This window comes from Synechococcus sp. CBW1107 (assembly GCF_015841355.1).
In the GTDB taxonomy this organism is placed as follows: Bacteria; Cyanobacteriota; Cyanobacteriia; order PCC-6307; family Cyanobiaceae; genus Regnicoccus_A.
In genome coordinates this window covers 431,674-456,109 of sequence record NZ_CP064908.1, presented here as the reverse complement: position 1 = coordinate 456,109, position 24,436 = coordinate 431,674, and the positions used below count along the sequence as shown (strand labels likewise).

General features: G+C 68.6%; 24 protein-coding genes. 8 read left to right on the top strand and 16 right to left on the bottom strand.

The features are described from left to right. Nucleotides 1-15: 15 nt before the first annotated feature. The 4 genes from I1E95_RS02345 to I1E95_RS02330 form a co-directional block, all read right to left on the bottom strand. Nucleotides 16-375, bottom strand: coding sequence for a hypothetical protein (locus tag I1E95_RS02345; protein ID WP_197165108.1), 360 nt, complete (start codon nucleotides 373-375; stop codon nucleotides 16-18). Between the two features lie 41 nt (nucleotides 376-416). Then, entirely contained in the window at nucleotides 417-2,342 is a 1,926-nt protein-coding gene (locus I1E95_RS02340) for a DEAD/DEAH box helicase (protein ID WP_197165106.1), read from the bottom strand. A 174-nt stretch (nucleotides 2,343-2,516) separates the two neighbouring features. Further along, nucleotides 2,517-2,882, bottom strand: coding sequence for a phosphomannose isomerase type II C-terminal cupin domain (locus I1E95_RS02335; protein WP_197165104.1), 366 nt, complete (start codon nucleotides 2,880-2,882; stop codon nucleotides 2,517-2,519). 6 nt (nucleotides 2,883-2,888) lie between these two features. After that, entirely contained in the window at nucleotides 2,889-3,110 is a 222-nt protein-coding gene (locus I1E95_RS02330; protein WP_231594803.1) for a hypothetical protein, read from the bottom strand. Nucleotides 3,111-3,292: 182 nt separating this feature from the next. Here I1E95_RS02330 and I1E95_RS02325 point away from each other — a divergent pair, with 182 nt between their 5' ends. Further along, nucleotides 3,293-5,461 (top strand): glutamine synthetase III, encoded by a 2,169-nt coding sequence (locus tag I1E95_RS02325; protein ID WP_197165100.1) that lies wholly within the window; start codon nucleotides 3,293-3,295, stop codon nucleotides 5,459-5,461. Nucleotides 5,462-5,477: 16 nt separating this feature from the next. Here I1E95_RS02325 and I1E95_RS02320 read toward each other — a convergent pair whose 3' ends face one another. Genes I1E95_RS02320 through I1E95_RS02305 form a run of 4 tightly spaced genes read right to left on the bottom strand, consistent with a single transcriptional unit; the run spans nucleotide 5,478 to nucleotide 15,102 of the window. Beyond that, nucleotides 5,478-7,187, bottom strand: coding sequence for an AAA family ATPase (locus I1E95_RS02320; RefSeq protein WP_231594802.1), 1,710 nt, complete (start codon nucleotides 7,185-7,187; stop codon nucleotides 5,478-5,480). Beyond that, nucleotides 7,184-11,062: a UvrD-helicase domain-containing protein gene (locus I1E95_RS17175; protein WP_197165098.1), complete on the bottom strand. Its 3,879-nt coding sequence runs from the start codon at nucleotides 11,060-11,062 to the stop codon at nucleotides 7,184-7,186. The genes I1E95_RS02320 and I1E95_RS17175 overlap by 4 nt, the downstream gene beginning before the upstream one ends. Continuing rightward, nucleotides 11,059-14,391 (bottom strand): exodeoxyribonuclease V subunit gamma, encoded by a 3,333-nt coding sequence (locus I1E95_RS02310; protein ID WP_197165096.1) that lies wholly within the window; start codon nucleotides 14,389-14,391, stop codon nucleotides 11,059-11,061. Before I1E95_RS02310 ends, I1E95_RS17175 begins: the two co-directional genes overlap by 4 nt. 30 nt (nucleotides 14,392-14,421) lie before the next feature. Then, on the bottom strand, nucleotides 14,422-15,102 hold the full coding sequence (locus I1E95_RS02305) for a metallophosphoesterase (RefSeq protein WP_197165094.1): 681 nt from the start codon (nucleotides 15,100-15,102) through the stop codon (nucleotides 14,422-14,424). A gap of 160 nt (nucleotides 15,103-15,262) precedes the next feature. Between I1E95_RS02305 and I1E95_RS02300 the strand changes: the two genes are divergently transcribed. Both I1E95_RS02300 and I1E95_RS02295 read left to right on the top strand, forming a co-directional pair. Further along, on the top strand, nucleotides 15,263-15,604 hold the full coding sequence (locus I1E95_RS02300; protein ID WP_197165092.1) for a hypothetical protein: 342 nt from the start codon (nucleotides 15,263-15,265) through the stop codon (nucleotides 15,602-15,604). A 112-nt stretch (nucleotides 15,605-15,716) separates the two neighbouring features. Then, complete coding sequence (locus tag I1E95_RS02295) at nucleotides 15,717-15,908, top strand: hypothetical protein (RefSeq protein ID WP_197165090.1); 192 nt, start codon at nucleotides 15,717-15,719, stop codon at nucleotides 15,906-15,908. A gap of 5 nt (nucleotides 15,909-15,913) precedes the next feature. Here I1E95_RS02295 and I1E95_RS02290 read toward each other — a convergent pair whose 3' ends face one another. Continuing rightward, nucleotides 15,914-16,252, bottom strand: coding sequence for an MgPME-cyclase complex family protein (locus tag I1E95_RS02290; protein WP_197165088.1), 339 nt, complete (start codon nucleotides 16,250-16,252; stop codon nucleotides 15,914-15,916). After that, nucleotides 16,249-16,998, bottom strand: a complete 750-nt coding sequence (locus I1E95_RS02285) for a pyridoxine 5'-phosphate synthase (protein WP_197165073.1) — start codon at nucleotides 16,996-16,998, stop codon at nucleotides 16,249-16,251. Before I1E95_RS02285 ends, I1E95_RS02290 begins: the two co-directional genes overlap by 4 nt. A 161-nt stretch (nucleotides 16,999-17,159) precedes the next feature. On the opposite strand from I1E95_RS02285, the gene I1E95_RS02280 reads away from it, so the two are divergent. From I1E95_RS02280 to grxD, 4 genes are read left to right on the top strand one after another with little or no spacing between them, the layout of a single operon-like run. Next, nucleotides 17,160-17,915 (top strand): 1-acyl-sn-glycerol-3-phosphate acyltransferase, encoded by a 756-nt coding sequence (locus I1E95_RS02280; RefSeq protein WP_197166997.1) that lies wholly within the window; start codon nucleotides 17,160-17,162, stop codon nucleotides 17,913-17,915. A gap of 29 nt (nucleotides 17,916-17,944) precedes the next feature. Continuing rightward, nucleotides 17,945-18,481 carry a hypothetical protein gene (locus tag I1E95_RS02275; RefSeq protein WP_370594604.1) on the top strand — a complete coding sequence of 179 codons (537 nt, stop codon included), beginning with the start codon at nucleotides 17,945-17,947 and terminating at the stop codon, nucleotides 18,479-18,481. 55 nt (nucleotides 18,482-18,536) lie between these two features. Next, a complete protein-coding gene (locus I1E95_RS02270; RefSeq protein ID WP_006170541.1) occupies nucleotides 18,537-18,779 on the top strand; it encodes a BolA family protein in 243 nt (80 codons plus the stop codon). Between the two features lie 47 nt (nucleotides 18,780-18,826). Beyond that, the gene (gene grxD / locus I1E95_RS02265) at nucleotides 18,827-19,150 is read left to right on the top strand and encodes a Grx4 family monothiol glutaredoxin (RefSeq protein WP_197165069.1); all 324 of its coding nucleotides are present in this window, start codon (nucleotides 18,827-18,829) and stop codon (nucleotides 19,148-19,150) included. Nucleotides 19,151-19,213: 63 nt separating this feature from the next. On the opposite strand, the gene I1E95_RS02260 is transcribed toward grxD, so the two are convergent. Continuing rightward, on the bottom strand, nucleotides 19,214-19,480 hold the full coding sequence (locus I1E95_RS02260) for a DUF6761 family protein (protein ID WP_197165067.1): 267 nt from the start codon (nucleotides 19,478-19,480) through the stop codon (nucleotides 19,214-19,216). 175 nt (nucleotides 19,481-19,655) lie between these two features. Here I1E95_RS02260 and I1E95_RS02255 point away from each other — a divergent pair, with 175 nt between their 5' ends. Beyond that, nucleotides 19,656-20,393 carry a response regulator transcription factor gene (locus tag I1E95_RS02255; RefSeq protein WP_197166996.1) on the top strand — a complete coding sequence of 246 codons (738 nt, stop codon included), beginning with the start codon at nucleotides 19,656-19,658 and terminating at the stop codon, nucleotides 20,391-20,393. Between the two features lie 13 nt (nucleotides 20,394-20,406). Here the strand turns inward: I1E95_RS02255 and I1E95_RS02250 are convergent, their stop codons facing one another. The 5 genes from I1E95_RS02250 to I1E95_RS02230 form a co-directional block, all read right to left on the bottom strand. Beyond that, nucleotides 20,407-20,976, bottom strand: a complete 570-nt coding sequence (locus tag I1E95_RS02250; protein WP_197165065.1) for a hypothetical protein — start codon at nucleotides 20,974-20,976, stop codon at nucleotides 20,407-20,409. A 7-nt stretch (nucleotides 20,977-20,983) separates the two neighbouring features. Continuing rightward, nucleotides 20,984-21,244: a hypothetical protein gene (locus I1E95_RS02245; protein WP_322781408.1), complete on the bottom strand. Its 261-nt coding sequence runs from the start codon at nucleotides 21,242-21,244 to the stop codon at nucleotides 20,984-20,986. 83 nt (nucleotides 21,245-21,327) lie between these two features. Further along, complete coding sequence (gene crtH / locus I1E95_RS02240; RefSeq protein WP_197165063.1) at nucleotides 21,328-22,893, bottom strand: carotenoid isomerase; 1,566 nt, start codon at nucleotides 22,891-22,893, stop codon at nucleotides 21,328-21,330. A 28-nt stretch (nucleotides 22,894-22,921) separates the two neighbouring features. Beyond that, the gene (trmFO, locus tag I1E95_RS02235) at nucleotides 22,922-24,283 is read right to left on the bottom strand and encodes an FADH(2)-oxidizing methylenetetrahydrofolate--tRNA-(uracil(54)-C(5))-methyltransferase TrmFO (protein WP_197165061.1); all 1,362 of its coding nucleotides are present in this window, start codon (nucleotides 24,281-24,283) and stop codon (nucleotides 22,922-22,924) included. Beyond that, a complete protein-coding gene (locus I1E95_RS02230) occupies nucleotides 24,283-24,405 on the bottom strand; it encodes a photosystem II protein Y (RefSeq protein WP_094555684.1) in 123 nt (40 codons plus the stop codon). Before I1E95_RS02230 ends, trmFO begins: the two co-directional genes overlap by 1 nt. Nucleotides 24,406-24,436: the final 31 nt, after the last annotated feature.

Genomic DNA, 24,436 nt, shown 5'->3' with positions numbered 1-24,436 from the left:
GACAGAGCTCAGCGCTCAGAGGCTGTAGCGGGCCATGGTGCGCTGGCGGCAGGTGCTCTGGGCCACGTCCAGTCCAGCGCCCTGGTTGACCTGATCCACGAAGCAGGAGCAGGCGAAGGTGCCAAGCCCAGGCGGGGGCACCTTGCGCGCAGCCTGGAAGGCCGCGCTCACGGTGGCCAGACAGAACTTGCTCACCTGCTCATCCCTCTGGCTGGTGCTGGCGGACGCTTTGAGCTGAGTCTCGGCTTCGACGGCTCCCGCAAGAGTCAGATCAGCGAGGCCTGCCAGGGCGACGGTGGCCAGACGCAGCATCACTCCCATTGGATTGGCAGGAGTGCGCTGACCTTTGGCCTCGGTGGTGGAGAGCAGTGACATGAAGTGGCAACAGGAACGCCGGATCGACGTATTGGGCTGGGTCAGGAGTGGTGGCGGGTGATCTGAAGCTCTTTGTTCATCACCCGCAGCCGCCGCAGGGCGTTGAAGACATCCTCGGGCATCCCACTGGGAAGATCGACGGTGCTGTGCGTGTCGAAGATCTGGATGCGGCCGATGCTGCGGCCGTTCAGACCGGCTTCGTTGGCGATCGCTCCGACAATGTTTCCGGGCTTGACCCGGTCCTGCCAGCCCACCTCGATCCGGAAACGCTCCATGTCGGCATCCGGGGGAGCGGAGGCGTCCAGGCGCCCGCCGCCGCCAGTGCGGGAGGGTGAGCGGCGATCACCGCGGCGGTCGTCGTCGCCGCTGCGCTGACGGTCCCGGCCGGCGGTGGTGGGCTGGCGCCAGGTTTCAGCCCCCTGAACCAGCAAGGGGCGGTCGCCCACAGCCAGTTGCAGCGCGGCCAGGGCCAGTTGCTCGGGGCTGGCGCTGATCTCGCTGCCCACCCGCTGCAGGATTTCGCTGAGCAGGGCCAGTTCCTGATCGTCAGAGCGGGGGGTTGCCACCAGGGCGGTGAGGCGCTCGCGCAGGCGATCCAGCCGGCTTTGATTGATGTCGGCGTTGGTGGGCACCTCCATCGGTGTGATGGCCTTGCCGACAGCGCGCTCCAGACCACCCAGGAAACGGCGCTCCCGGGGCGTGAGGAAGAGGATCGCGTCCCCCTGGCGGCCCGCCCGGCCGGTGCGGCCGATGCGGTGGACATACGCCTCGCTGTCGAAGGGGATGTCGTAGTTGATCACCAGGGTGATCCGGTCCACATCCAGCCCCCGGGCGGCGACGTCGGTGGCCACGAGCACGTTCACCTGTCCGCTGCGCAGCCGCTCAACCGTGCGCTCCCGCTGGTTCTGGGGAACGTCACCGTTGAGCACGGCCACGTCGTAACCCTGCTGTTCCAGGGCTTCGGAGACGGTGAGAGTGATCGCCTTGGTGCGGGCGAAGATGATCACTCCCTCGCTGCTCTCCGCTTCCAGCACACGGGTGAGGGCCTCCAGTTTCTGGGCGCCGTGCACCACCAGGTGACGCTGGCGGATGGTGCTGTTCTCAGCACCCTTCTGCTGGATGGTGACCTCAGCGGGGTCCTTCAGGTACTTGCGCGAGAGCCGGCGGATCTCCGAAGGCATGGTGGCGGAGAAGAGCACCACCTGCCGCTTCTCGGGGAGTTGTTCAAGCACCCACTCGACATCATCGATGAAGCCCATGCGCAGCATCTCGTCTGCTTCATCAAGCACCAGACAGCGCAGTCCGGAGAGGTCGAGAGTGCCCTGGCGCATGTGGTCCATCACCCTGCCCGGGGTCCCCACCACGATCTGCACGCCGCGCTTGAGGCGAACGATCTGGTCGCGGAAATCGGCACCGCCGTAGATCGGCAGCACACGCACCTGGGGGAGCTTGGCGGCATAGCCGTTGAAGGCTTCAGCCACCTGAAGAGCCAGTTCACGGGTGGGGGTCAGCACCAGCACCTGCGGTGTGCGCTGCTGGGGATCGAGGCGCGCCAGCAGGGGCAGAGCGAAGGCGGCCGTCTTGCCGGTGCCGGTCTGAGCCTGGCCCACCAGGTCGCGGCCGAGCATCAGCTCGGGAATGGCGGCCTTCTGAATGGGAGAGGGATCGCTGTAGCCGCAATCCGCCACGGCGGCGAGGATCTCAGCCCCCAGGCCAAACGCGGCGAAGGCTCCGGCGGGAGCGTCCTGAGTGGCTTCGCCGGGCTGGTCAATCGGGCCGATCAGGGTCGACTCGACCGCCGTGGTCTCGGCGGCTGACGGCTGCCCTTCGAGGGCACTCAGGTCGACACAGCTGGGTTGATTGGAAGTGATGGGATCGCTCGCGATGGGTGGGATGGGGGCTTGGGCGGGATGGGCGCTCAGGTCGATGGAGCACGCAAAGCTCTCGCCTGCGTTGAACTGGGTCACGATGAGTTGATGGGGGCCTTGGCCTGGGAGTTCCTTCAACGCAGGCCGGCAGGTACCCGTATCTCGCGGCCACAGGGCCTGAAAAAAGACTGCCTTGCCCTTAATCAAAGGGTGAAGATTCATGGTAACACCCGACCGAGCCGTTGCCCACATGCCAACGAAGCGGTCTGTGGGTCAGCCCACTCGTCCGTAGTCGTCGGCGAAACGCTCGATGTCGTCGTCGCTCAGGTCGTCGCCTCGCTGGATCTCCACGATCACCAGCCCGTGGTCACCTGCGCTGGCCCGGTGGATGGCCCGGGTGGGAATCGTCAGGGTGACGCCAGGAGATGCGCTCAGCTGCCCTCCCTCGCATTCCAGGACGCCATCCCCTTCGACAACCACCCAGTGTTCGCTGCGATGGTGGTGACGCTGAAGACTGATGCGGCTGGAGGGGAACAGCCACAGCCGCTTGATCAGGTAGCCCCTGGCAGTGGCCAGGGTTTCGAACCAACCCCAGGGGCGTTCACTGCGAGGCGTGCCTCCCCCGCCGGATACCGCCATCGCTGATCAATCGAAGGCGGCGGGTTTCCAGGCCTGGGCTCTGACCTGGCTGATTTCGGCGATCTTGTCGTGGGCGTGGAGACGGCGCTGAATCTGGTTGGTGCAACCCTGCCAGGCCGGGGGCGTGGTGCTTGCGTCGAAGCAGGCTTCGCTTCGGTCATCCAGCATCCGGCCCAGAGTCGGCTCCCCTCCCTGGGGTCCCGGCAGCAGGAGGTAGTAGCGGATCATGGGGACCGGGCTGGGGACAACTCCAGTCTGTCCCATGGTGGCGAAGCCGTCAGCGGCTGCGAGCGTCGGCGGGATGGCTGATCGGTGCTTCCGGTGCCGGTTTCGTGCTGCTCATCTGTAGCAACGGCTTCATCCCGAGGGCACCCCGCCTATTTGGATGTCTGCCAGACAGATGGTCTGACATGCCCAGCCCCCAGCGCCTCGCCGCCATTCAGCGCACCCAGGATCGTCCTGAGACGATCACATCCCCCCCCGGATCACTGGAGGAAATGTGGGCCAGCGATGTCTTCAACCTCTCCAAAATGAAGTCGTCCCTTCCCAAGGACATCTTCAAATCTGTTCAGACCACCATCAAGGAGGGAGGCAAGCTTGATGTCTCCGTGGCCAATGTGGTGGCCCAGGCCATGAAGGACTGGGCGGTCAGTCGCGGTGCTCTCTACTACGCCCACGTCTTCTACCCCCTCACCAACTCCACCGCCGAGAAGCACGACGGCTTCATCTCCACCCAGAGCGACGGCTCCGCCATCTGCGAATTCACCGGCAAGGTGCTGGTGCAGGGCGAACCGGACGGCTCCTCCTTCCCCAACGGTGGCATCCGCTCCACCTTTGAGGCACGTGGCTACACCGCCTGGGATATCACCAGCCCGGCGTTCCTGATGAGCACGCCCAATGGCGTCACTCTATGCATCCCGACGGTCTTCGTGTCGTGGACCGGTGAAGCTCTCGACAAGAAAACGCCGCTGCTGCGCTCCAACGCGGCCATGAACAAACAGGCCCAGCGTCTGCTCAAGATGCTCGGCAACACCGACGTGGCTCCGGTGAACTCCAGCTGTGGTGCCGAGCAGGAATACTTCCTGGTCGACAGTGCCTTCGTGAGTCTGCGCTCCGACCTGCTGCTGGCCGGTCGCACCCTCTTCGGCAGCCCCTCCCCCAAGGGCCAGCAGTTCGACGACCACTACTTCGGGGCCATCCCCCGGCGGGTTCAGGTGTTCATGCAGGACGTGGAGCAGCAGATGTACAAGCTGGGCATCCCTGCCAAGACCCGCCATAACGAGGTGGCGCCCGGTCAGTTCGAGATCGCTCCCTTCTTCGAGGCGGCCAACGTGGCCACCGATCACCAGCAGCTCACCATGACGCTGCTGAAGAACACGGCGCGGAAGCATGGCATGAACTGCCTGCTGCATGAGAAGCCGTTCGAGGGAATCAACGGCTCCGGCAAGCACGTCAACTGGTCGGTGGGCAATGCCACCCAGGGCAATCTGCTCGACCCAGGCAGCAGCCCAGAGGAGAACATGCAGTTCCTGCTGTTCTGCGGAGCCGTGATTCGCGGTGTCCACCTCTATGGACCGCTGCTGCGTGCTGTGGTGGCCACGGCCGGCAATGATCACCGCCTCGGGGCCAACGAAGCTCCTCCGGCGATCATCTCGGTGTACCTCGGCAGTCAGCTGGAGGAGGTTTACACGATGATCAAGAACGGCAATCTCGGTAGCACCGATCACGGTGGATTGATGCAACTGGGTGTTGACACCCTGCCCGAATTTCCCAAGGATCCAGGCGACCGGAACCGCACCTCCCCCTTCGCCTTCACCGGCAACCGTTTCGAATTCAGGGCCGTGGGCTCCAACCAGTCGGTCGCTGGTCCGCTCGTGGCGATGAACACGATTCTCGCGGATTCCCTCCAGTACATCTGCGATGAAATGGAGGCGAAGATGGGGGCTGGGGAATCGCTTGAGTCAGCCGCCTCCGCTGTGCTCAAGACGATCATGGAGAAGCATGGCAATGTCGTCTTCGGCGGTGATGGCTACTCCAGCGAGTGGCACCAGATGGCCGTGAACGAGAGGGGGCTGGAAAACCTGCCCACCACCGCTGATGCGCTGCTCGTGCTCGAGCGTGACAATGTCAAGGACCTCTTCCGCCGGACGGGTGTCCTCACTCCCGTGGAGCTGCAGAGCCGCTTCGAGGTGTACGCCGAGCAGTATGTGCTCGCCGTCGAAGTCGAGGCGAAGGTGGCCTTGAAGATCGCCCGCACCCAGGTGTATCCGGCCGTCATGGAGTACCTCGGCAACCTGGCCAATTCCCTGCGCTACCAGGAGGATCTCGGACTTCCTCCCGATCGCGCCATGGCCGGGCGGATCGCCACCCTCAATCAGGAACTGCTGGCGAACTGCGTGGCCCTCGAGTCCGCCCTGTCGGCCCCGCCCCACGGTGCAGTCGCCCACATGCGCCACTGTGCGGACACCCTCCTGCCCCTGATGCACAAGATCCGCGAGGCCGTCGACGGTCTGGAGACCCTGGTGGACGACAACGCCTGGCCGCTGCCCACCTACCAGGAGATGCTGTTCGTCCGCTGATCCTGTCCGGCTGCCCTCAGGCGGGCAGCCAGCCCTGGCCTTCGGGGGTGATCAGCACCGCCTGCCGCCGGGCCCGCGTCAGCGCTGTGTAGAGGAGGCGCCGGTCCCAGCGGCCCTCCCCTTCCGGCACCAGGACCAGCACCTGCTGGTACTGACTGCCCTGCGACTTGTGGATCGTGATCGCGAAGGCCGCGTCGGCGCCTGCCATCCGGCTGGGATGAACCAGGCGGATGGCAGGCGCCGACGCGCTGGTGCCTTCCTTGCCGGCTACGCCCGGTTCCTGGCTTCCCCAGAACAGCAGCTGGCGCTGGCCCTCCCGCACCACCACCACCCCCACATCGCCATTGGCAAGCCCCAGCTCCGGCAGGTTGCGCTGACAGAGCACCGGAGTGCCGGCTGGCCAGCCCGCCGGTCCCCGGCTCCAGTCGGCACCCAGCAGCCGCTGGTTCAGCGCCTCCACCCCCCAGCGGCCGCGGCGGGTGGGGGCCAGCGCCACACAGCGCTCCAGCTCCTCCAGCAGCTCCCGGGTCACTGCCTCAGGATCCTCACTCCAGCTGGCGGCCAGACGGGCCAGCTGCACCTGGTGGGCTCTGAGCCGCTCCAGCACCCCGGCGGGCAGCCGGCCGGCCGCGCAGCGCCACCAGCTGAGGTTGTCCGAGGAGCTGAGCCGGTTCAGATCCTGCAGAAACCCGGGGACGTCACCACGCCGCAACCGTCCGGCCGCCACGGCCAGGGCTCCGTCATTGCGGTAGGTGGTGATCAGCTCGATCGCTGAATCGCCCATGGCCTGGCGTCTGGCCGGCGCCTGCAGTTCCTGCAGCACCGCCCCGGGTCCCACCGGGGCCAGCTGATCGGGGTCCCCCACCAGCACCAGCTGGGCCTGGGCGGGCATGGCCTCCAGCAGGGCGGCCATCAGGGGAAGGTCCAGCATCGACACTTCATCCACCACCAGCAGATCCAGGGCCAGGGGGTGCTCACGGTTCCGCCCGAATCCCTCTCCGCGGCTCTCCAGCAGGCGATGCAGGGTGGTGCAGGGGCTGGCCGACAGCTGTGCGGCCAGAGGAGGCGGCAGGGTGCCGGCTCCAGCGGCGATGGCCTGGCGCAGTCGTGCGGCAGCCTTGCCGGTGGGTGCGGCCAGGTGCAGCCTCCAGCCGGGACGCTCCTCCAGAACCGCCGCGAGCATCTGCACGATCGTGCTGGTCTTGCCGGTGCCGGGTCCGCCCCCGAGCAACACCAGGCCCTGGCTGAGCAGGGCTGCCACCGCCGCCTGCTGACGGGGATCCAGCCGACCCCGTCGCCGGGCCCGCTGCGCGGCGGTCTGCAGGCAGGCGGGGCTCAGGGGCGGCTGCACGCTGGCCGTGGCCCGCCGCTCCAGTTCGGCCATCGTGGCTTCCAGCAGCAGCAGCCAGCGACGCCAGCCCACCCCGCGGTCGCCGAGCATCAGCGGCGGCGGTGACTCGTCGTCAGGCAGCCCAGGCTGCTCCGGGATCTGGATCCAGCCGCAGCGGACCAGGGCCTGGCGGTGACCCTCAGGCCACTGCTCCACGCTGACGATGCCCTCGGGAGCCGGCCCGTCGAAGGGGAGATGCAACTCCCCGCGCACCAGGGCCGTACTCAGGGCCCCGATCAGCTCGGTCAGCAACGGATCAGTCCTGATCCTATAAAGCCTGGGCAGGGCTTCGGCCAGGGCAGGCCCCAGGGGAGTGATGGGGGACTCTGGGGTCATCGCTGGCCCTCCCGCAGCAGGGCATCGAGGGCTTCGAGCCGGCCCAGAGGGGCCGGTTCCACGAACATTCCCGGCACCGACAGCTCCGCCATCGTCAGGCCCGGAGGCGGGCTGATCGCCCCGGGGACCCCGCGCAGAAAGATGTACACGAAGCCGCCGAGATCCTGCTGGGGGTTGTAGCCCGGCAGGCGCCAGCCCAGGTAGCGGTGCAGAGCCACCAGATAGAGGTGTGCCTGCAGCGGGTAATGGTGGCTCTCCATCACGGCGGCCATCCCCACCCGTCCGTAGTCGAGGGGTCCACAGGCGACCGGCAGGCCCTGGGGGTCGCGGTGTCCCAGCCAGTTGCTTTTCCAGTCGGCCACCCACCAGCGCTCCTGCCCGTCGGCCCCCGGGGCGGTGAAGACCAGATCGATCGAGCCGGTGAGGAAGCCGCGGCTGGCCACGGTCAGCTCCGCCAGCCGCTCGGCGTAGGCCGTGGTGAAGGTCCCCTCGGGGTACCGGCTGAACACCTCGGCCAACCCCCGGGCCCGCACCAGGGCACGTCCTGCTGAGGCGTCTGCGCCCGTGGCCAGGGGTAAATCGAAGGGCATCTCGCGCAGTTGCCGCCGAGGATCCAGCTGGGCCAGACACACCTCCCCCAGCACCCCTCCCATCGGCGTGCGGCGCAGCCGCTCGAGGAACTGCAGCGTGGCCGGAGCGTGCTCCAGATCCAGCCCAGCCCGCTCCAGCTCCCGATCCACGAGCTCCCGGTGGATCGGCTCGTCACCTGGCAGGCGGTGATCGACCCGCTCCAGGATGCGGTGCAGACAATCACCCGCGGCGGCACCGCGGGGAAACATCGCCAGAGGCCCATTACGGGCCTCCCCGATCTCCGGCCCCCACTCCGGGCTGACGGGGTCCGCGGCCTGGGAACCTGGGTCGTCCTTATCGCTGGCGGTGCGCTCGAAGCCATCGGTCTCGCGGCCCTCCTCGATCGCTTCCGGAGCCAGTGGACCTCCATGGGCCCCCTGGGTCCAGCTGGAGTAGCTGCTGCGCCCCCAGCCCGTGAGCAGCGACCAGCGGGGCACTGGGCCAGTGCGCAGATCTCCGGTCTCCGCCGGCGCATGCCAACGCGCCGAGGCCGGCTGCTCGGGATCGCCGCTGATCAGGGTGATCGGCAGCGCGCTCCGCTGGATCTCTCCCTCGAGATGCTCGAGCCACTGCTGATCGGAGCGGTCGGTGTAGAGATCTGTGTCGGACTCCAGGGGCTGCAGGGGCAGGTCGCTGAAGAGCCACGGCATCAGCGGGTTGGAGGCCTGGCCCAGGGCCGGTCCGAAGCCGAGCACCAGCAGGTCCCTGGCGCGGGTGAGAGCCACGTAGGCCAGCCGTTCCCGCTCCGCCGCCAGGGCAGTCTGCTCCTGCTCGGCTGCCTGCTGGCCAGGCCCCCAGCGCTGATCGAGATGCACATCGAGCTGGGGGCCGCCGGCGTGCTGCGGGGTCCAGCGGCGTCCAAGGCCCCGGCTCCCCCGGCGGTTGGCGCTGCCCACCCCCTGCCAGAAGTAGGGACAGATCACCACGGGAAATTCCAGTCCCTTGCTGCGGTGAACCGTCACGACGCCCACCGCGGAGCTGACCGCATCGCTGTGGGGCTGCTGGTTCTCCGGCACGGTCTCGGGGGGGTGCAGCCGCCGCCGCCGCAACCAGTCGGCGCTGGCGGCCGCCCCGAGCCGCTGCTGGTGCAGCCGCTCCTGCACCAGCTCCGCGCACTGCTGCAGGTCGGCCAGCCAGCGACCCTGCAGAGAGAGCCGGGCCAGCTCCTCACTGTGCAGCAGTCGTCCCAGGGTGGCCAGCAGTCCATCGTCGGGCAGGCGCTCAGCCAGGCGGGCCAGCTGGCTGGAGAGGCGATCCCACTCCTGGCTTCCGGCGGCCGCCAGCTGCTGTGGACTCCAGCCCAGCAGGGGGGAGGCGGCCAGCAGCCGCAGGCGTGGGCCGCTGCCGGGTTCCGCCAGGGCATCGAGCAACCTCTGCAGCAGGGCGGCTCCCTCACCGGCGAACACATCCCCCTGGCTGATCAGGCGGCTGGGGAGCCCACGGCGCTCCAGGGCCTGCCGCAGGTCTTCGGCCTGCTGGTGGCGGTCCACCAGCAGGCAGAGGTCGGAGGGCTGCAGGGCCCGGGTTCCCTCCCCTGCACCCATCCGCCATCCCCGCCGCAGCAGATCCAGCACCAGGGCCGCCACCCGGTCACTCGCCCGTTTCTCCAGCTCGCCGCGCCCGGGGGGGGCCTCTCCGGCGGCGCGATCGCTCCCCAGCCAGAGCAGCTGCAGGGGCTGTTGCCCCGCCGGCAGGATCAGGGACTCGTCCTCATCCCGGCGGGCGGCCCGCAGCGGCTTCACGGGCAGCTCCGAGCGGGGCAGGCCCGGGGCCATCAGCTCGTTGAGGGCATCCAGCAGGGGAGCCGAGGAGCGGAAGTTGCGCGCGAGCCGGTGACGGGCCGCGGCAGTCCTGCCGGCGGTCCGGTAGGTGTCGAGATCGCCTCCCCGGAACCGGTAGATGGCTTGCTTGGGATCTCCCACCAGCACCAGCAGGTGCCGGGGCTGGGCACCAGTGGTTGCGAAGGCCCGATGCAGGATCCGCCATTGCAGGGGATCGGTGTCCTGGAACTCATCGATCAGCACTGCCTCATAGCGCTGGGAGAGGGCCTCGATCAGGCCAGGTCGCCGGCCGCCGTCGCCACCGGGATCGAGGCCCACGAGCAGGTCGCCGTAGCTCATGCGCCCGCCCCGTTGCCGCCGCAGCGCCAGCTCCGCCCGGGCCCAGTGGCAGAAATGGCTGAGCACCGCCTCGGCGGGACCATCCACCAGGGCCGCCGCCGCTTCCAGCAACCGCGGCTGGGGCAGGGTCGCTTGAGGACCATCCAGCGCCGCCGCCTGGCTGATCGGCCCCGGGTGGAAGTAGTCGGGAATCCAGCTGGTTTTCTCCTCCAGCAGCTCGGCGTAGGAGCCCGGGCAGGGCTGGTCCTCCAGCCAGGCGGCCAGCAGCTGGGTGCGTTTGTGGCGGGGTTTGGCGCTGTAGGGCCCCTTGCTGCTGAGGCCGGCCTGCCTGCGCGCCGCCGCCGCCGCGCAGACCGCCTGCTCCAGTGCCTCCCCCTGCCGGTCCCAGAGGGCCTGAAACCGCTGCCAGTCGGCCTCCCACTGGGCGAGCCACTGTCCGGCCAGGGGGCGCTCGGGGTCCCAGCCCGGCGGCAGCTCCGGGCTGGCCAGGGTCGGATCCCCGTCCAGCTTGGCCAGCAGACTTTGAAGGGCTTCGATCTGGACCCCCTTGCGGATCAGTCCCCGCAGGGCGTGGGCCGGCAGGGGCAGCACCTGTTGCTGCCAGTAGTCGTGCACCACCTGCTCCTGCAGCAGCGACCCGTCGTTCTCCAGCTCCACCTCAGGGGCCAGAGCCGCCTCCAGGGCCTGACGCTGCAGGCTGCGATGGCAGAACCCGTGGATGGTGGTGATGTCCGCGGCGTCGAGTTCCTCGAGAGCCAGCAGCAGCTGGGCCCGCAGCCGCTCGCGGTGCGGGGGGGGGATGCTCCCCAGCCACTCCTTCAGCTCCTGATCCAGCCCCTCGTGCCCGGCAGGATCAGAGGTCTGCAGCAGCTGCTGGGCCTGCTGCAGCCGCCGGCCGATCCGGTCCCTGAGCTCGGCGGCGGCGGCCTTGGTGAAGGTGACCACCAGCAGCGCCCGCAGCGACAGCTCCCGCTCGCCCACCAGCCGCAGCACCAGATGGGCGAGGGTGAAGGTCTTGCCGGTGCCGGCACTGGCCTCGATCAGATGCACCCCTGGATCCAGGGGCAGGTCATTGGCCGCCAGCTCCAGGGCCGCCACGTCAGCCTCGGTTCCGGCGCTGCTCATGGCTTCAGCTGCTGCTCCAGCAGCGGTTCATGCAGGGCCATGGCCAGGGTCGAGAACGCTCCGAAATCACCCCGGAGGAGGGAGTCAGCCGGGCAGTCCCGGCCGAAGCAGAGGGCCATCACCTCCTGTTGCCGCTCGCCATCGGTCCAGGGGGGAGATCCCTCCCAGCTCTGCATCGCCTTGGCGGGGCCCTCTCCAGGGCGGTTGTGCTCGGCCTGGGCATAGGCCCAGCCGGTGTCCGGAGGCACCGGCCAGCAGCGGTGGCGATGGCTCTGGCGCCAGCTGAGCAACTGCTGCAGCAGTTCAGCTGAAGCCTCGGCTCCGACCCCCCGCAAGCGCTGCACCACCACGAAACGATCCTTCTCGCGGGCGATCAGGAGGGCCTGCCGCGGGGCCTGGCCGCTGGCACCCGCCAGCAGCAGCCGCAGCCAGAGATCGAGCCGGCGGGGGGTGCGGGCCCGGGCCGTGTGCACCAGCACCAGCAGATCGTCACGCCAGTCAAGCTCAGCCTCCAGGACCTGGCTCGGATCTGTGTCCTGCCGCTCCGGCCACCGCTGCCGGCGACGGTGGGGTTCCCCCAGCGACTCCAGGAGTCGCTGCAGCGAAGACCAGCGCTGGCTGAGGGCGCTGCTCTCCAGCTCCCCCGCCGTGAGGGGTGGGGCCAGGCCGCGGCCGCGCCACAGCCGCAGCCAGTCGGGCGGATCAGGGTCATGGCCGCCGCGGGCCAGCTGATCGCGCAGCAGCCGGGAGCGGCGCAGCTCATCGAGGCTGAGGGCTTCGAGGTCGTCCACCGGGTCGGCCCATTCCCGCGGCCGCAGCCCCAGCTGCTGAAGCCAGCTGTCCTGGGGAGCCATCAGCCAGTGGCGCAGGTCCTCGAAGGAATCGGTGCCGGGGGGGCCTTCCGGCCCGGTCGTCCCGTTGACCGCCTCTGATCCGGGTGCCCGCCTCCGGGCCAGGGGCTCCAACGGCTGTGCCGCCATGGCCGGATCCTCGAGGAGCTGGCGGGCCCGGCGCAGGCGCTGGTCACAGCTCGGTGGCGGCCGGTGACCTGCCGGCAGGAAATTGCGGCGATCGAGCGGGTTGACGGCATGGTCCACCACCAGCCCCTCGAAGCCTTCGGCGCCGAGCTCGGCGCGCAGCTGATCCAGCCACTGGCGCACCGGGGCCGGCGGTGGCAGTGGATCCCCCTTGCGCTCGTCCCGGCTGCTCCAGCTGATCAGCAGGTGATCTCGGGCCGAGAGCAGCGCCTCCAGCAGCACATAGCGGTCCTGGTCGGCCGGATCCGGGTCCCCCAGCAGGCGCTGATGCTCCATGGGATGGAAGCTGGGTCGCTGGCGCCGGCGGGGGAACACCTCCGCGTCGAGGCCCATCAGCACGATCACCCGGTAGGGGATGGCCCGCATCGGCTCGAGAGCGCTGATCGTCAGGGCGCCGCTGCGGTGGCCGAAGCGGCCGCTGTCGGCGGCCAGCCGCTCCTGCAGCACCGCTGCCACCACCGTGGCCGGGATCGTCAGGGTGCAGCCGGCGGCCCCGACCGTCCACTCAGCGATGGCCTGGTGGATCGTTGTCAGCTCCCAGGCCCTCTCGCCGCCGTCACCGAAGAGGTCCTCGAGCAGGGCCCTGAGACAGGGGCCCCACGCCTCGGCGCGGCGGCTGTGGCGCAGCTCCGCCAAGGCCCGCCTGAGGCGGCTGAGCAGCAGGATCCAGCGTCCCTGGCTCTCTGGGGTGCCGGCCAGGGGGTGGGGCGCGCAGTCGCCGATGGCCAGTCCGGGCCGGTCGGGGAGCACCAGGCCCAGCAGCAGCCGATCGATCGCCCAGCTGAGGCTGTGCTGCTCGACGCCGCCCCGCTCGTTCGCGTCCAGTCCCCAGCGAAAGCCGCTGGCCTGCAGTGCCCTGGTGATGGCGGCAGCCTCCCCGGGCTCCAGCTGATGGTGCTCCTGGAGAGCCGCGCTCTGGAGCAGGCCCTCCAGGCCCGAGGCCGTCAGGCGTTCTCCAGCCAGCCGCAGCACCTGCAGCAGCGACTGGGCGATGCCGGTGTCATCGAGCTGGCTGCGGTCCGTGAGCCGCCAGGGCAGCTCAACACCAGTGGCCTCGCTGTCCGAGAACACCGAGGCCAGCAGGGGCGCCAGCTGGTCCACCTGGGGAGTCATCACCAGGATGTGGCGCGGCTCGAGGCTGGGGTCAGCAGCCAGCAGTTGCAGCAGGCGGTCACGCACGATCTGCACCTGCCGCAGCCGGCCCGGACAGGGGTGGAACTCCAGGGAGTGGTCCTCCCCGGAGCGCTTCAGGGGAGAGGCAGCGTCCGGCTGGGCCAGTTGCTCCTGGAGCTGCTCCAGCAGGCTGGGGCTGCGCTGGGCGGCGGCCGCCGCCGTGGCGGGCAGCAGGAACAGGTCCCTCTCCCGTGCGCTGCCGAGCCCCGCCTCGCCGGTGCCCTCCAGCAGCTGCTGGAATTCACCCCCCAGGCGGCCGAAGCGGGCCTCGAGACCCGGGGTCTGCAGCATCCAGTCGAGGCCGAAGGGCTGCTCAAGGGCCAGCGCATCCTGGAGATCGCGGCGGCGCTCGACGCAGCGCTGCCAGAGGTCGGCGCAGGGGGTGAGCAGGTAGAGGTCTACGGGCAGCGTCAGGGCGAGGGCCTGGAGCAGCTGCACCTGCACCGGCGGGGCGCTGCTGAGGCCGAACAGGCGCAGGGGGGACGGGATCCCTTCGACGCTGATCCGGCCCTCGCGCAGGTGCTCGATCAGGTCCAGGGCTCTGAGCCCGAAGGGCTTCTCACCCAGCCGGTCCCGCAGGCGCTGAACCAGCAGGGGCTGCCAGGCCAGGGAGTCAGGCAGGGGATTTCCGCGGCTGTCGCCACTGCCGCCCTGCCACCACGCCTGCGTCAGGGCGGGCCTGTAGAGGCTGAGGTCATCGAGCCCATCGGCGATGGCGCGGGCCAGTTGCCAGAGGGGGACGTCCAGTTCGCCCCCGTCGTCGCGCTGCTCCAGCCAGCGCCGCAGCGGCGCGGCTTCCGGGGCCTCCACCAGCTGCGGCAGCAACTCCAGCACGGGCCAGACCAGGTCGCCCGCCCGCCAGGGGTCGCTCCCCTCGGCGCTCTCACCCAGGAGCTGCCCGACCATGGCGCGCAGCTGGCTTCCGGGAAAGGGGAAGCGGATGTTGGCGGCGATGCCCCCCAGCTCCAGAGCCAGCTGCTCCCCGAGCCAGCGGCTGGTGGGCCAGGTGTTCACCACCACCGACACCGTCTCGAAGGGATCCGGGGGGGCAAGAAGCAGATGCTGGCCCAGCAGCTGAGCCAGCAGGTCGGCCCGGTTGCTGCGATACACCGTCAGCATCGGATCGCCATGATCAGGACGAGGTCGCCGTCAGCGGGAGCCGGCCACTGCCCTGGACGAACGGCCCTGGCCCGCGGCCGGCAGCTGTGCCTCGATGCTGCGCAGGCCTGGCACGCTGATCAGATCGCCGGTTTCCGGGCAGTAGGCGCTGAGCCGTCCGCCGTAGCAGGCGCCGGTGTCGATCTTGACGATGCCGTTGGCACTGCGCTCCACCCGATCCACGGGGGTGTGGCCAATGATCACGTCCCCGAAGCGGCCGTCGTATCGACTCCAGAAGGGATGACGGATCGAGAGGTCGGGCAGCCAGCTGCCGGGATCGAAGCCGGCATGGGTGGCCACCCAGCCCTTGCCCCAGTAGGCCAGGGGAAGGCTCTCCAGCCTTTCGCGCCAGAGGCGGCACTGACGGCTGCCCAGCTGCCGGTAGGTGTCGGAGCCCGCCAGGGCCGGATCGCTGATATCCCGTTGCCTGCGGAGGGCCATGAGCAGGTTCTGCTCGTGGTTGCCCCGCAACCAGACCGCCCGTCCCTGCTCCACCAGGTCCCAGGCCAGGAGCATGGTTCGCTCGATCTGGGGCCCTCGATTGATCAGATCACCGCAGAAGATCAGTCGGCCGCTGACGGGCAGTCGGCTGATCAGGTCCTGGAGAGCGGAGGCGCAGCCATGGACGTCACCGATCACCCAGTGATGAAGGGACTGCGGTGGGGACGCCATGCAACAGGTGCGCCGAAGAGGAACTGCGCTGGATCCAGTGTGACCTCTGATCTCCACTTCTGTCAGCCCGTTCTCTCAGCCGGAGGGCGATCGGCGCCGGCAACGAGCCTTCGTTGGCCATCTGCAGCTGGTACGGTCCGGATCATGCCGCTGGGGTCCGATGAATCCTGCTTCCTTGCCGGTGTCCCAGAGAGTGCAGGCGCTGGTGAAGGCCCTGAACGGGGCGAAACGCACCAATGAAGCGCTGGCCCGCTGCCGTGACGGTGAGGCGATGGTCGAGGTGCTGGTGGACGCCTCGCGCAAGCTCGGTCTGGGGCTCAGCCGCGAGGATCTGCTGGCGACGCCACCGATTCGCGACTGGATCTGGTGGAAGAACAAGGAAGCCCTGCTCACCATCGGCGACAACCTTCCCCGTTACCAGCAGGACGGGGGGCAGGGGCGCGCGCCCAGGGCAGGCGAGGGGGAACCGGAACCACGGCGCCGTTTCCTCGGTCTGTTCTGAGCCGCCGATGATCCGCGCGACAGGAGGGGGACGCGATCGGGGACACATCCAGCGGATCTCTCTAGAAAATCCTTGGATTTCATGTCGCTCAGGTCACCTTCAAGCTGAGAGCATGAACCGATCCCGACGTCAGCACGTCAACACCTTGATCACCACGGATCTCCACTGGCAGACGAATGGAGAGCTGCATCCCGATGATGTCGCACGTCTGAGGGAGCGGCTGCTCGCTGATGCCGCCCTCAATCCGGTCCAGCTGCAGTTGCTGGATGGCTGGATGGTCACCAAGCAGAAGCAGCCGGCCTGAGCGGCTCAGCCGGCCTGCTGGGCCAGGGGGTCCGCAATCGTGGAGCTGGGGGCTTCAAAGCTGCCTTTGGCCACGAATTCCAGACGCAGCTTGAGGAAATCGATGAATTTGGGGTCGGTGGAGACCACCGCGGCCGCGGGATCGGGAACCGTGGCGGCCACGGCCGACAATTCGGGGGCGCGCAGAAAGGCCGGGCGCCTGAGCAGCCAGAAATCGATCGGCTTGCCCACTTCGCCATAATTGCGCACCCGCTCTCGCAGCACCTCCTCCAGGGGTTCCTCGTCCGTCAGGAATCGCTCACTGGCGGCGATGAAGTGATAGGTGGTGGTCGGGGAGGCGCTCATGGGGTGCTGCCGCTGAACAGGGGATCGCGGCGTGGATTCTGAATCAGGGCGCGCATCTCCCTCACCGCGTTCTGCAATCCCACCGCCAGGGCCCTGGCCACGATCGTGTGGCCGATGTTCAGCTCCTCCATCCCCTCGATCGCGGCGATCGGCTCCACGTTCTGATAGGTGAGCCCGTGGCCGGCATTGACCCGCAACCCGAGGGAGCGGGCCACGAAGCAGCCTTCTTCGAGCCGCGCCAGTTCCCGCGGCTGCTCAGCCCAGTCGGCTTCGGCGTAGGCGCCGGTGTGCAGCTCCACCCAGCGGGCGCCGCTGGCACGGCTGGCCTCCAGCTGGGTGACCTCCGGATCCACGAACAGGCTCACGGGAATGCCGGAGCCCTGCAGCCGGCCCACCAGGGCCTGGAGCGTGCCGAGCTGGCTCTCCACGTCGAGTCCGCCTTCGGTGGTGACCTCCCGGCGATGTTCCGGCACCAGGGTCACCATGTCCGGGCGGATCCGCAGGGCGATCGCCTCCATCTCAGGTGTGGCCGCCATCTCCAGGTTGAGTCGGCTGCGCACCGTGGCCCGCAGCAACTCCACGTCGCGCTCCTGGATGTGGCGCCTGTCTTCGCGCAGATGCACCGTGATTCCATCGGCGCCTCCCAGCTCCGCCAGCAGCGCCAGGGTGACCGGATCCGGTTCCCGGGCCCGGCGCGCCTGGCGCACGTTGGCGATGTGATCGATGTTCACGCCAAGGCTGGCCATGGTCGGCGGATGCGCTCGATGGAGCCTGATCCTATGGATCGGCTCCGGCCCTCCAGGGGGCGTCATCGGGCCGCTCGCAACCGCAGAGGCAACTGCCCGCGCTCGGAAACGAAGCCCGGCGGCCCCCTCTAGTTTGCTGCGATTGGCGGATGCGGCTTCTGGTGACAGCCGAGACGACGGACGTGATCGAGGGACCACCGAGGACCGGGCCGAAGCTCCGCTCCAGCCTGGCGGCCCGGGAGAGCCGCGTCTGCAGCGGCATCAGTCCCGTGTTGTCCCCGCTGGCGATGCTGGTGACCCAGGACCTGGCCCTGCCGGGGTTCTTCAGCTCGATCGAGGTGCTGGGATCCGAGCACCTGCCCCTGGCGGGTCCGGTGCTGCTGGCCCCCACCCATCGGGCCCGCTGGGACGCCCTGCTCCTGCCTTACGCCGCCGGCCGCCGGATCAGTGGCCGCGATTGCCGCTTCATGGTCACCGTCACGGAGATGAGGGGGATCCAGGGCTGGTTTCTCGACCGTCTGGGGTGCTTCCCGATCGACCAGGGACGGCCGGGCACCAGCTCTCTTCGGTACGCCGTCGACCTGCTGGCCGCTTCGGAGCAGTTGGTGGTGTTCCCCGAGGGACGGATCCGCCGCCAGGATGAACCGATCCGCTTGCAGCAGGGTCTGGGACGACTGGCGGTCCTGGCCGCCAGTCAGGGGGTGGCTGTGCAGGTGGTCCCGGTGGGGATCGGCTACAGCCAGGCGTCCCCGGGCTGCAGGAGCCGGGCTGCCCTGGCCTTTGCCCCTGCCCTGGCGGTGGAGGGGGATGGCGGACGCGCCGCGGTCCATGCCCTGAACGATCGGCTGGCGGCGGCGATGCAATCAGCTGAAGAAGCGGCCCGCAGCGCTGTGGGGCGTCCCTTCGCTTCCCCGTAGAGTCCGACGAACTTTCGGTGTTGTCTTCCGTGCGCCGGCCCTCCGTTGCCCTCGGGCTTGCCCTGGCGGCAACCCTGTTCCCCCTAGCCCCGATCCTGCCCATTCAGGCCCAGGGTGAGCCCCCAAAGGTGCTCGAGGGTTCGGCGGGCACTTTCAACCTCCAGGCCGTCAGGGATCTCCTCAGCCGGGGTGATGCAGCCGTGGCCCGTGGCGATCTGGCCTCCGCCCGCAAGGACTACGACCAGGCCAGGGATGCCAGCCTGAAGCTGCTCGGCTTCTATCGCGATCTGAGCGGCTCCTTCCGTGGCCTCGATGCGCGCATTCCCCGCGAGATGGACCAGAAGGGCCGTGAGTCGCTTGAGCTGCTGGCCCAGTCCAACCTGCGTCTGGCGGCCCTGCTGCGCCGCCAGAACCAGCCGGAGGTGGCCGTGCCCCTTCTGGTGGAGGTGGTGAAGGTGATGACTCCGACCCGCGAGGAAGGGCGTCGCGCCTACCAGACCCTGGTGGAACTCGGCTTCGCCACGATCCCTTACACCGCCGTGAGCGACGCTCCGGCCACTCCGTAAGGCAGCTGGGCGCTCCGGCTTCTAGATTCCATTTCGTGTGGATGGATTCCCGGTCATGGTGCAATCGGAGCAGGTGAAGGAAGCGATCTGCGCCAGCCTCCCTGATGCCGAGGTGGAGGTCGAGGATCTCACCGGTGGTGGCGACCATCTCCAGGTGAAAGTGGTGTCCTCCGCCTTCGCCGGTCTTTCGAGGATCAAGCAGCACCAGCTCGTTTACGCCGCCCTGCGCCGGGAACTGGCCAGCGAGGCCATCCACGCTCTGGCGCTGCAGACCACAACACCCGTCGGGGTGGGTTGATCCTTCCGCTCCTCCTCACTCTTCCCATCTTTTCATCCCTGGCATCCATGGACAGCTCCGTCAAGCAACGCATCGACAGCCTCCTGAGCAGCAGCCCGATCGTGGTGTTCATGAAGGGCTCGAAGCTGATGCCCCAATGCGGGTTCTCCAACAACGTGGTTCAGATCCTCAACTCCCTGGGCCTGCCGTTCGAAACCTTCGATGTGCTCTCCGATCAGGAGATCCGCCAGGGCATCAAGGAGTATTCGGACTGGCCCACCATTCCTCAGGTGTATGTCAACGGTGAGTTCATCGGCGGGTCCGACATCCTGATCGAGATGTACAACTCCGGAGAGCTTCGCGAAACGCTCACCGTGGCCCTGGCCAGCTAGGAATTCTCCCCGGGCACCCGGCATCGATCCGCTGTCGCCGGCCCAGAGAGCAGCTGCGACCGTTCAGTTGCGGCTGTTCTCGAACAGGGTGCTGAGGTTGCCGTCGGGGCCGATGAAGCTGGAAGGGTCCATGATCCAGCGGTCGATCAGGTCTTCGAGGCGGCGCTGATCCAGAGGTTGCAGCACGGAACTGCGGCGCAGGGCGTGCAGATAGCCATCGGCGTAGAGCCTGAGTTCGGACGGGCTGTGGTAGCGGCTGGCCAGGTCCTGGCAGGCGTCACAGATCGACTGAAAGTGACGAATGGCGTCCGGATTCTGCAGCGCGGTCATGGGGGCACAGGCTGTCTGGGCGGGGGTGGCATCGATAGATACCGACTGCTCCCGGGGTGTATCGGGTAGCCTAGGGACTCAACCGTGGCCGCGTGTGGAGCTCACACCAAAGCCGGATTCCAGTGATCCCACTCCCGTCAAGCTGACGCTGGAGCCGCGTACCGGTGGGTCAGCGATGCTCAAGCGTGTCCTGGTTGTCGACCCCCATCCAACCCTGCGCACGGTTCTCGCCCAGAGGCTGCGTCAGGACGGTTACCTGGCTGCCGCTGTCGCCACCGCTTCCGAAGCCCTTCAGCTCTGCGACGACCAGACCCCCGATCTGCTGGTGAGCGCCGAACTGCTTGAAGAGAGCACCGCCCTGCGCCTGGCGGCCCATCTGCGCTGCCCGGTGATGGTGCTCACGGCCCGCAGCGGCGCTGATCCTGTGGTGTCTCTTCTCGATGCCGGTGCCGACGATGTGCTGCGCAAGCCCTTCGGTCTGGAGGAGCTGGCGGCCCGCTGCCGCAGCCTGCTGCGCCGCAGCGGCAGCGGCCTGCAGGAGCGCGTCTGCGTCGGTCCGCTGGAAGTGCACCTGCTGCTGCGCCAGGTGACCCTGCGCGATCAACCCGTGGAGCTCAGTCCAAGGGAATTCGCTTTGCTCTGTGCCCTGCTGATGCCTCCGGGCATGGTGCGCAGCCGCCAGGAGCTGCTGCGCATGGCCTGGCCCCCGTTCAGCGGCGGACCCCGCTCCGTCGACACCCAGGTGCTCACCCTGCGCCGCAAGCTCGAGCTGGCCGGTCTTGGCGAAGGAGGTGGCATCGAAACCGTGCGCCAGCAGGGCTACCGCTTCAGCCTCGAAACCCTCCCGGAAGCCTCTGAACCCTCGCTCAGCCCGGCCGGTGGGGTGCGAACCCAGGCTGCCGGAGCCAGCTGACGTCCTGCTCGCTTCAGACCGGACTGGGGACAGAGGTCATGGTCAGGGTGGTGATCACCACCAGCTCCCCCACCAGCATGGCCAGTGAGAGACCGGCCAGAGCCCAGTAGGTCCAGGCTGGGGAGATCCTGCCCACGGCCGAGAGATCCAGACCGCTGGTGCGTTGCACCTGCAGCAGGAAGGCGGGGAAGCGGTCCACCCGCTGGGGCAGCAGCAGGCGGCGGCCATCGCGGCAGCGCAGGTAATGGACCCGCCCTCCCTGGCTCGTGGCCAGGCTGGTCAAAGACTCCAGCTGACTCCAGGGCAGCTGCCACCCCCGGCGCAGCAGCCAGGCGCACCAGGGAGGATGGCCGACCGTGATGCCGTCGCGATCAAGCCTGACCCGCTCGCTGAGCAGAGCGACCATCAGCATGAAGCCCAGCGGCAGGGCGGCCGTGACCAACGGCCGCAACGGTGGTGTGGCCAGCAGCGGCAGGGGCAGCACCAGGGCGAGATACAGCCCCAGCAGGGTGAAGCGAATCAGCGGAGCCACCGGGTAGGTCTGGGGCTGATGCGGGGGCTCTCCTGGCGGGTTGGAGACCATGGAGGGATCAGCTGTGGCCGAACAGTTCGGCTTCGCGGCCCCGCCAGAAGGTTCCCAGACGCATCAGGTCGTTGTGGGCGTCCTGCACCCGGCGCAGGTATTCATCGGCACCGAGGGACTCCTTCTCTTCCCTGAGCCGGCTCATGCGCAGCTGCAGCATCAGCCAGGGCTTGCTGAGAGCGTCGTTCTGCTCCAGGTAGCGGGCCAGATCCTCGTGGTTGGGGGTGGGGACGGGGCCCATGACGACATCGACATCAATGGCGCTCACCCTATGGAGCGGGCCTGAGGGGGCGCGAGCGTGGCGGGGTCGGGTTTCCGGCTCAGCCGGCGTTACGGGCCCTTCAGGACGGCTCACGCCGGCAGGGCCCAGGGGTTGAGGCCCAGATCGGCACCCACCCGGTGGGCGCAGGCGAAGCCACTGAACGCCACTGCGTTCAGCCCCTGGCCGGGAAAGCAGGAATCACCCACCAGATAGAGCCCGGGGATCCCGCTGCGGTTGAAGGGCATCGGCAGCAGCCCCGGCAGGCGCAGGGCCGGCACCGGTCCATAGCTGCCCTGGTGACGCCCGAGGAAGCGCCGGTGGCTGCGGGGAGTGCCCACTTCCCGATGGCTGATCGCTGCCCCCAGGCCGGGCAGGATCTGCTCGAGCCGGAGGATCAGGCGATCGGCTGCCGCCTGTTTCTGCGTCCGGTAGTCGCTGGGGGAGAGCCCCTGCCAGGCCTCCAGGTTCGAGGGAGTGAAGGCATGGACGATGTGCTTCCCCTGCGGTGCCAGCGCCGGATCGAGCAGGGTTGGAATCGAGACGAAGATCGTGCCCTGCTCCGCCTCCATCGCGCTCCAGTCCTCCAGCAGCAGGTGGTGGCAGTGGCTGCCTGCGGGGATCACCTCAGCGTTCACTCCCAGATGCAGGGACAGGAACGAGGGCGAGGCCTTGTAACGCCGCCGCCAGGTGTGCTCGGCGGCCGGCACCTGGGCCTCCTCCACCAGCCCGCCGAAGGTGTCCCAGCGGGTGGCGTTGGAGATCACCCGTCGGGCCCGGATCGTTTCACCACCCGCCAGCTCCACCCCCACGGCTTTGCCGCCCTCGATCAGCACACGGGTGACCCGGGAGCGGTAGCGGATCGCGCCGCCGTGTCGCTCCAGACCCCTCACCAGATGGCGCGCAATCGAGCCCACCCCGCCGCGGGGGTAGTTGATCCCGCCGGCATGACGGTCGGAGAAGACCATGCCGGCATTGATCATCGGCGTTCGGTCCGCTGGCATCACCGACCAGCAGAAGCACTCCATGTCGATGAATTTCAGCAGCGCCGGATCCCTGATGTGCCGGCGGGCCACATCGCCCACATTCACCGGCAGCCAGCGGGCCAGGCCGAGGCAGGCCAGCGGTGCGCGCACAAACACCTTCGCCAGGTAGGCCGGATCCTCGAGTGAGAGCAGCGGCATCGCGTCGAGACAGCGGAAGACGCTCCAGCAGGTGTCGTAGAAGCGGCGGATGCCGGCCGCTTCATGGGGGAAGCAGGCCGAGAGCCGCTCGATGAAGGTGTCGTAGTCGCGATCCACCGCCACGGTCAGACCGCCGGGGAGGTGGTACTCGAGCTGGGCCGGGTCGGGGATGGTTTCCTGTCGTTCGCCCACGTCGGCCAGGGCGCGGGTGAGCAGGTTGGTGTGACCCTTCTCGCCGAAGCCGAAGATCATCGAGGCGCCCACGTCGAAGGTGTAGCCCTGGCGCTCGAAACTGCCGCCACTGCCGCCGGGGATCAGGTAGCGCTCCAGCACCAGCACCTTCGCCCCCTTGGCGGCCAGCTGGGTGGCCGTCACCAGGCCGCCGATTCCGGAGCCGATCACGAGCGCGTCCCAGCCATGGGGATCGGCTCCGCTGGTGGTGGCCGAGCTGTCGGGGCTGGAGAGGACGCTCACGGGGGTGGGCCGGCTGGCAGGCTCGACCCTAGGCAAAGGTCAGCTCAGCACTGCGAACTGAGGGCCTGAACGGGTCCAGATCGGCCAGGGAGCGATCGCGGTAGGCGCCGTAGCGGGCCCGCTTCTCCCGCACCCGCACGTTCAGCTCGGGCATTAGACCGAAGTTGGGGGGCATCGGCTGGAACCTTGCGCTGGGAGCTTCGGCGATGAAGTGGGTGAGGGCTCCGATCATGGTGGTGGGCGGCAGGTCAATCGGACTCTGGCCATGGGCGAGGCGGGCGGCGTTGGTGCCCGCCAGCCAGCCGCCGGCCACAGCGGCGGCATACCCCTCGGTGCCGGTGATCTGCCCTGCTGCCAGCAGACTGGGCCGCTGCCTGAACTGCAGGGTGGGATCCAGCAGCTGCGGGGCCTCGAGGAAGGTGTTGCGATGCATCACCCCGAAGCGCACGAACTCGGCGTTCTCCAGGCCTGGGATCAGCCGCAGCACACGTTGCTGCTCCCCCCATTTCAGGTTGGTCTGGAAGCCCACCAGGTTCCAAAGGCGTCCGTCGCGGTCTTCCTGGCGCAGCTGCACCACGGCATGGGCCCGTCTGGCGCGGCGCACGTCGCGGTCGTGGAGGTCGCCCCAGCGCGGATCCCAGAGGCCGATGGGTTTGAGCGGTCCGTAGCGCATGGTGTCGTCGCCGCGACGGGCCAGCTCCTCGATCGGCAGGCAGCCCTCGAAGAAGCTGGCGCGTTCCTGATCGAAATCCTTGAGTTCGGCCTGCTCGGCTGTCAGCAGGGCCTGCCGGAAGCGGTCGTACTGCTCCCGGTTCATGGGGCAGTTGATGTAGTCGGCGTCGCCCTTGTCGTAGCGGCTGGCGCGGAAGGCCACCTCCATGTCGATGCTCTCGCCCGCCACGATCGGGCTGGCCGCGTCGAAGAAATGGCAGTCGTCGCGGCCGGTGAAACGGCGCAGATCCTCGGCCAGGGAGTCACTGGTGAGGGGGCCGGTGGCCAGCACGGTGATCTCCCCTGGTTCGGGCAGCCGCAGCTGCTCGGTCCGTTCCACCTGGATCAGGGGATGGGTTTCAAGGGTGCGGGTGAGATCAGCGCTGAAGCGGCCGCGATCCACCGCCAGGGCGCCGCCGGCCGGAACCGCATGGCCGTCGGCTGTGCTGATCACGAGTGAACCCAGCCGACGGAGCTCCTCCTGCAGCAGCCCGGCGGCCCGATCACTGGAGAGGGCACCGAAACTGTTGCTGCAGACAAGTTCAGCAAATTCGGCGCTGTGGTGAGCGGGAGAGCGCCGCACGGGCCGCATCTCCACCAGCCTCACCGGCAGGCCTGCCTGGGCGATCTGCCAGGCCGCTTCGGTGCCGGCGAGCCCGGCACCGATCACCAGAACCATCAGGCGCGGGACCGCTTGAGCATCAGTTGAAGCTGACCGACAGCCGCACGGCCGATGTTGAACACGGCCCAGGCCACGGCGAGCAGGATCGGGGCGGTAACCAGCAGCAGCCGAGCGTCCATCGAGGGAGAATCATCGTGGAGCGATCTTACG

Bases quoted from the DNA above. Each gene is read 5' to 3' on its own strand.
- grxD (WP_197165069.1), top strand. From the start codon at position 18,827: ATGGACAGCTCCGTCAAGCAACGCATCGACAGCCTCCTGAGCAGCAGC.
- I1E95_RS02335 (WP_197165104.1), bottom strand. From the start codon at position 2,882: ATGGCGGTATCCGGCGGGGGAGGCACGCCTCGCAGTGAACGCCCCTGG.
- I1E95_RS02285 (WP_197165073.1), bottom strand. From the start codon at position 16,998: ATGGCCAGCCTTGGCGTGAACATCGATCACATCGCCAACGTGCGCCAG.
- I1E95_RS02345 (WP_197165108.1), bottom strand. From the start codon at position 375: ATGTCACTGCTCTCCACCACCGAGGCCAAAGGTCAGCGCACTCCTGCC.
- I1E95_RS02325 (WP_197165100.1), top strand. From the start codon at position 3,293: ATGCCCAGCCCCCAGCGCCTCGCCGCCATTCAGCGCACCCAGGATCGT.
- trmFO (WP_197165061.1), bottom strand. From the start codon at position 24,283: ATGGTTCTGGTGATCGGTGCCGGGCTCGCCGGCACCGAAGCGGCCTGG.
- I1E95_RS17175 (WP_197165098.1), bottom strand. From the start codon at position 11,062: ATGAGCAGCGCCGGAACCGAGGCTGACGTGGCGGCCCTGGAGCTGGCG.
- I1E95_RS02310 (WP_197165096.1), bottom strand. From the start codon at position 14,391: ATGCTGACGGTGTATCGCAGCAACCGGGCCGACCTGCTGGCTCAGCTG.
- I1E95_RS02270 (WP_006170541.1), top strand. From the start codon at position 18,537: ATGGTGCAATCGGAGCAGGTGAAGGAAGCGATCTGCGCCAGCCTCCCT.
- I1E95_RS02295 (WP_197165090.1), top strand. From the start codon at position 15,717: ATGAACCGATCCCGACGTCAGCACGTCAACACCTTGATCACCACGGAT.
- I1E95_RS02290 (WP_197165088.1), bottom strand. From the start codon at position 16,252: ATGAGCGCCTCCCCGACCACCACCTATCACTTCATCGCCGCCAGTGAG.
- I1E95_RS02255 (WP_197166996.1), top strand. From the start codon at position 19,656: ATGCTCAAGCGTGTCCTGGTTGTCGACCCCCATCCAACCCTGCGCACG.
- I1E95_RS02305 (WP_197165094.1), bottom strand. From the start codon at position 15,102: ATGGCGTCCCCACCGCAGTCCCTTCATCACTGGGTGATCGGTGACGTC.
- I1E95_RS02330 (WP_231594803.1), bottom strand. From the start codon at position 3,110: ATGATCCGCTACTACCTCCTGCTGCCGGGACCCCAGGGAGGGGAGCCG.
- I1E95_RS02250 (WP_197165065.1), bottom strand. From the start codon at position 20,976: ATGGTCTCCAACCCGCCAGGAGAGCCCCCGCATCAGCCCCAGACCTAC.
- I1E95_RS02230 (WP_094555684.1), bottom strand. From the start codon at position 24,405: ATGGACGCTCGGCTGCTGCTGGTTACCGCCCCGATCCTGCTCGCCGTG.
- I1E95_RS02320 (WP_231594802.1), bottom strand. From the start codon at position 7,187: ATGACCCCAGAGTCCCCCATCACTCCCCTGGGGCCTGCCCTGGCCGAA.
- I1E95_RS02260 (WP_197165067.1), bottom strand. From the start codon at position 19,480: ATGACCGCGCTGCAGAATCCGGACGCCATTCGTCACTTTCAGTCGATC.
- I1E95_RS02300 (WP_197165092.1), top strand. From the start codon at position 15,263: ATGAATCCTGCTTCCTTGCCGGTGTCCCAGAGAGTGCAGGCGCTGGTG.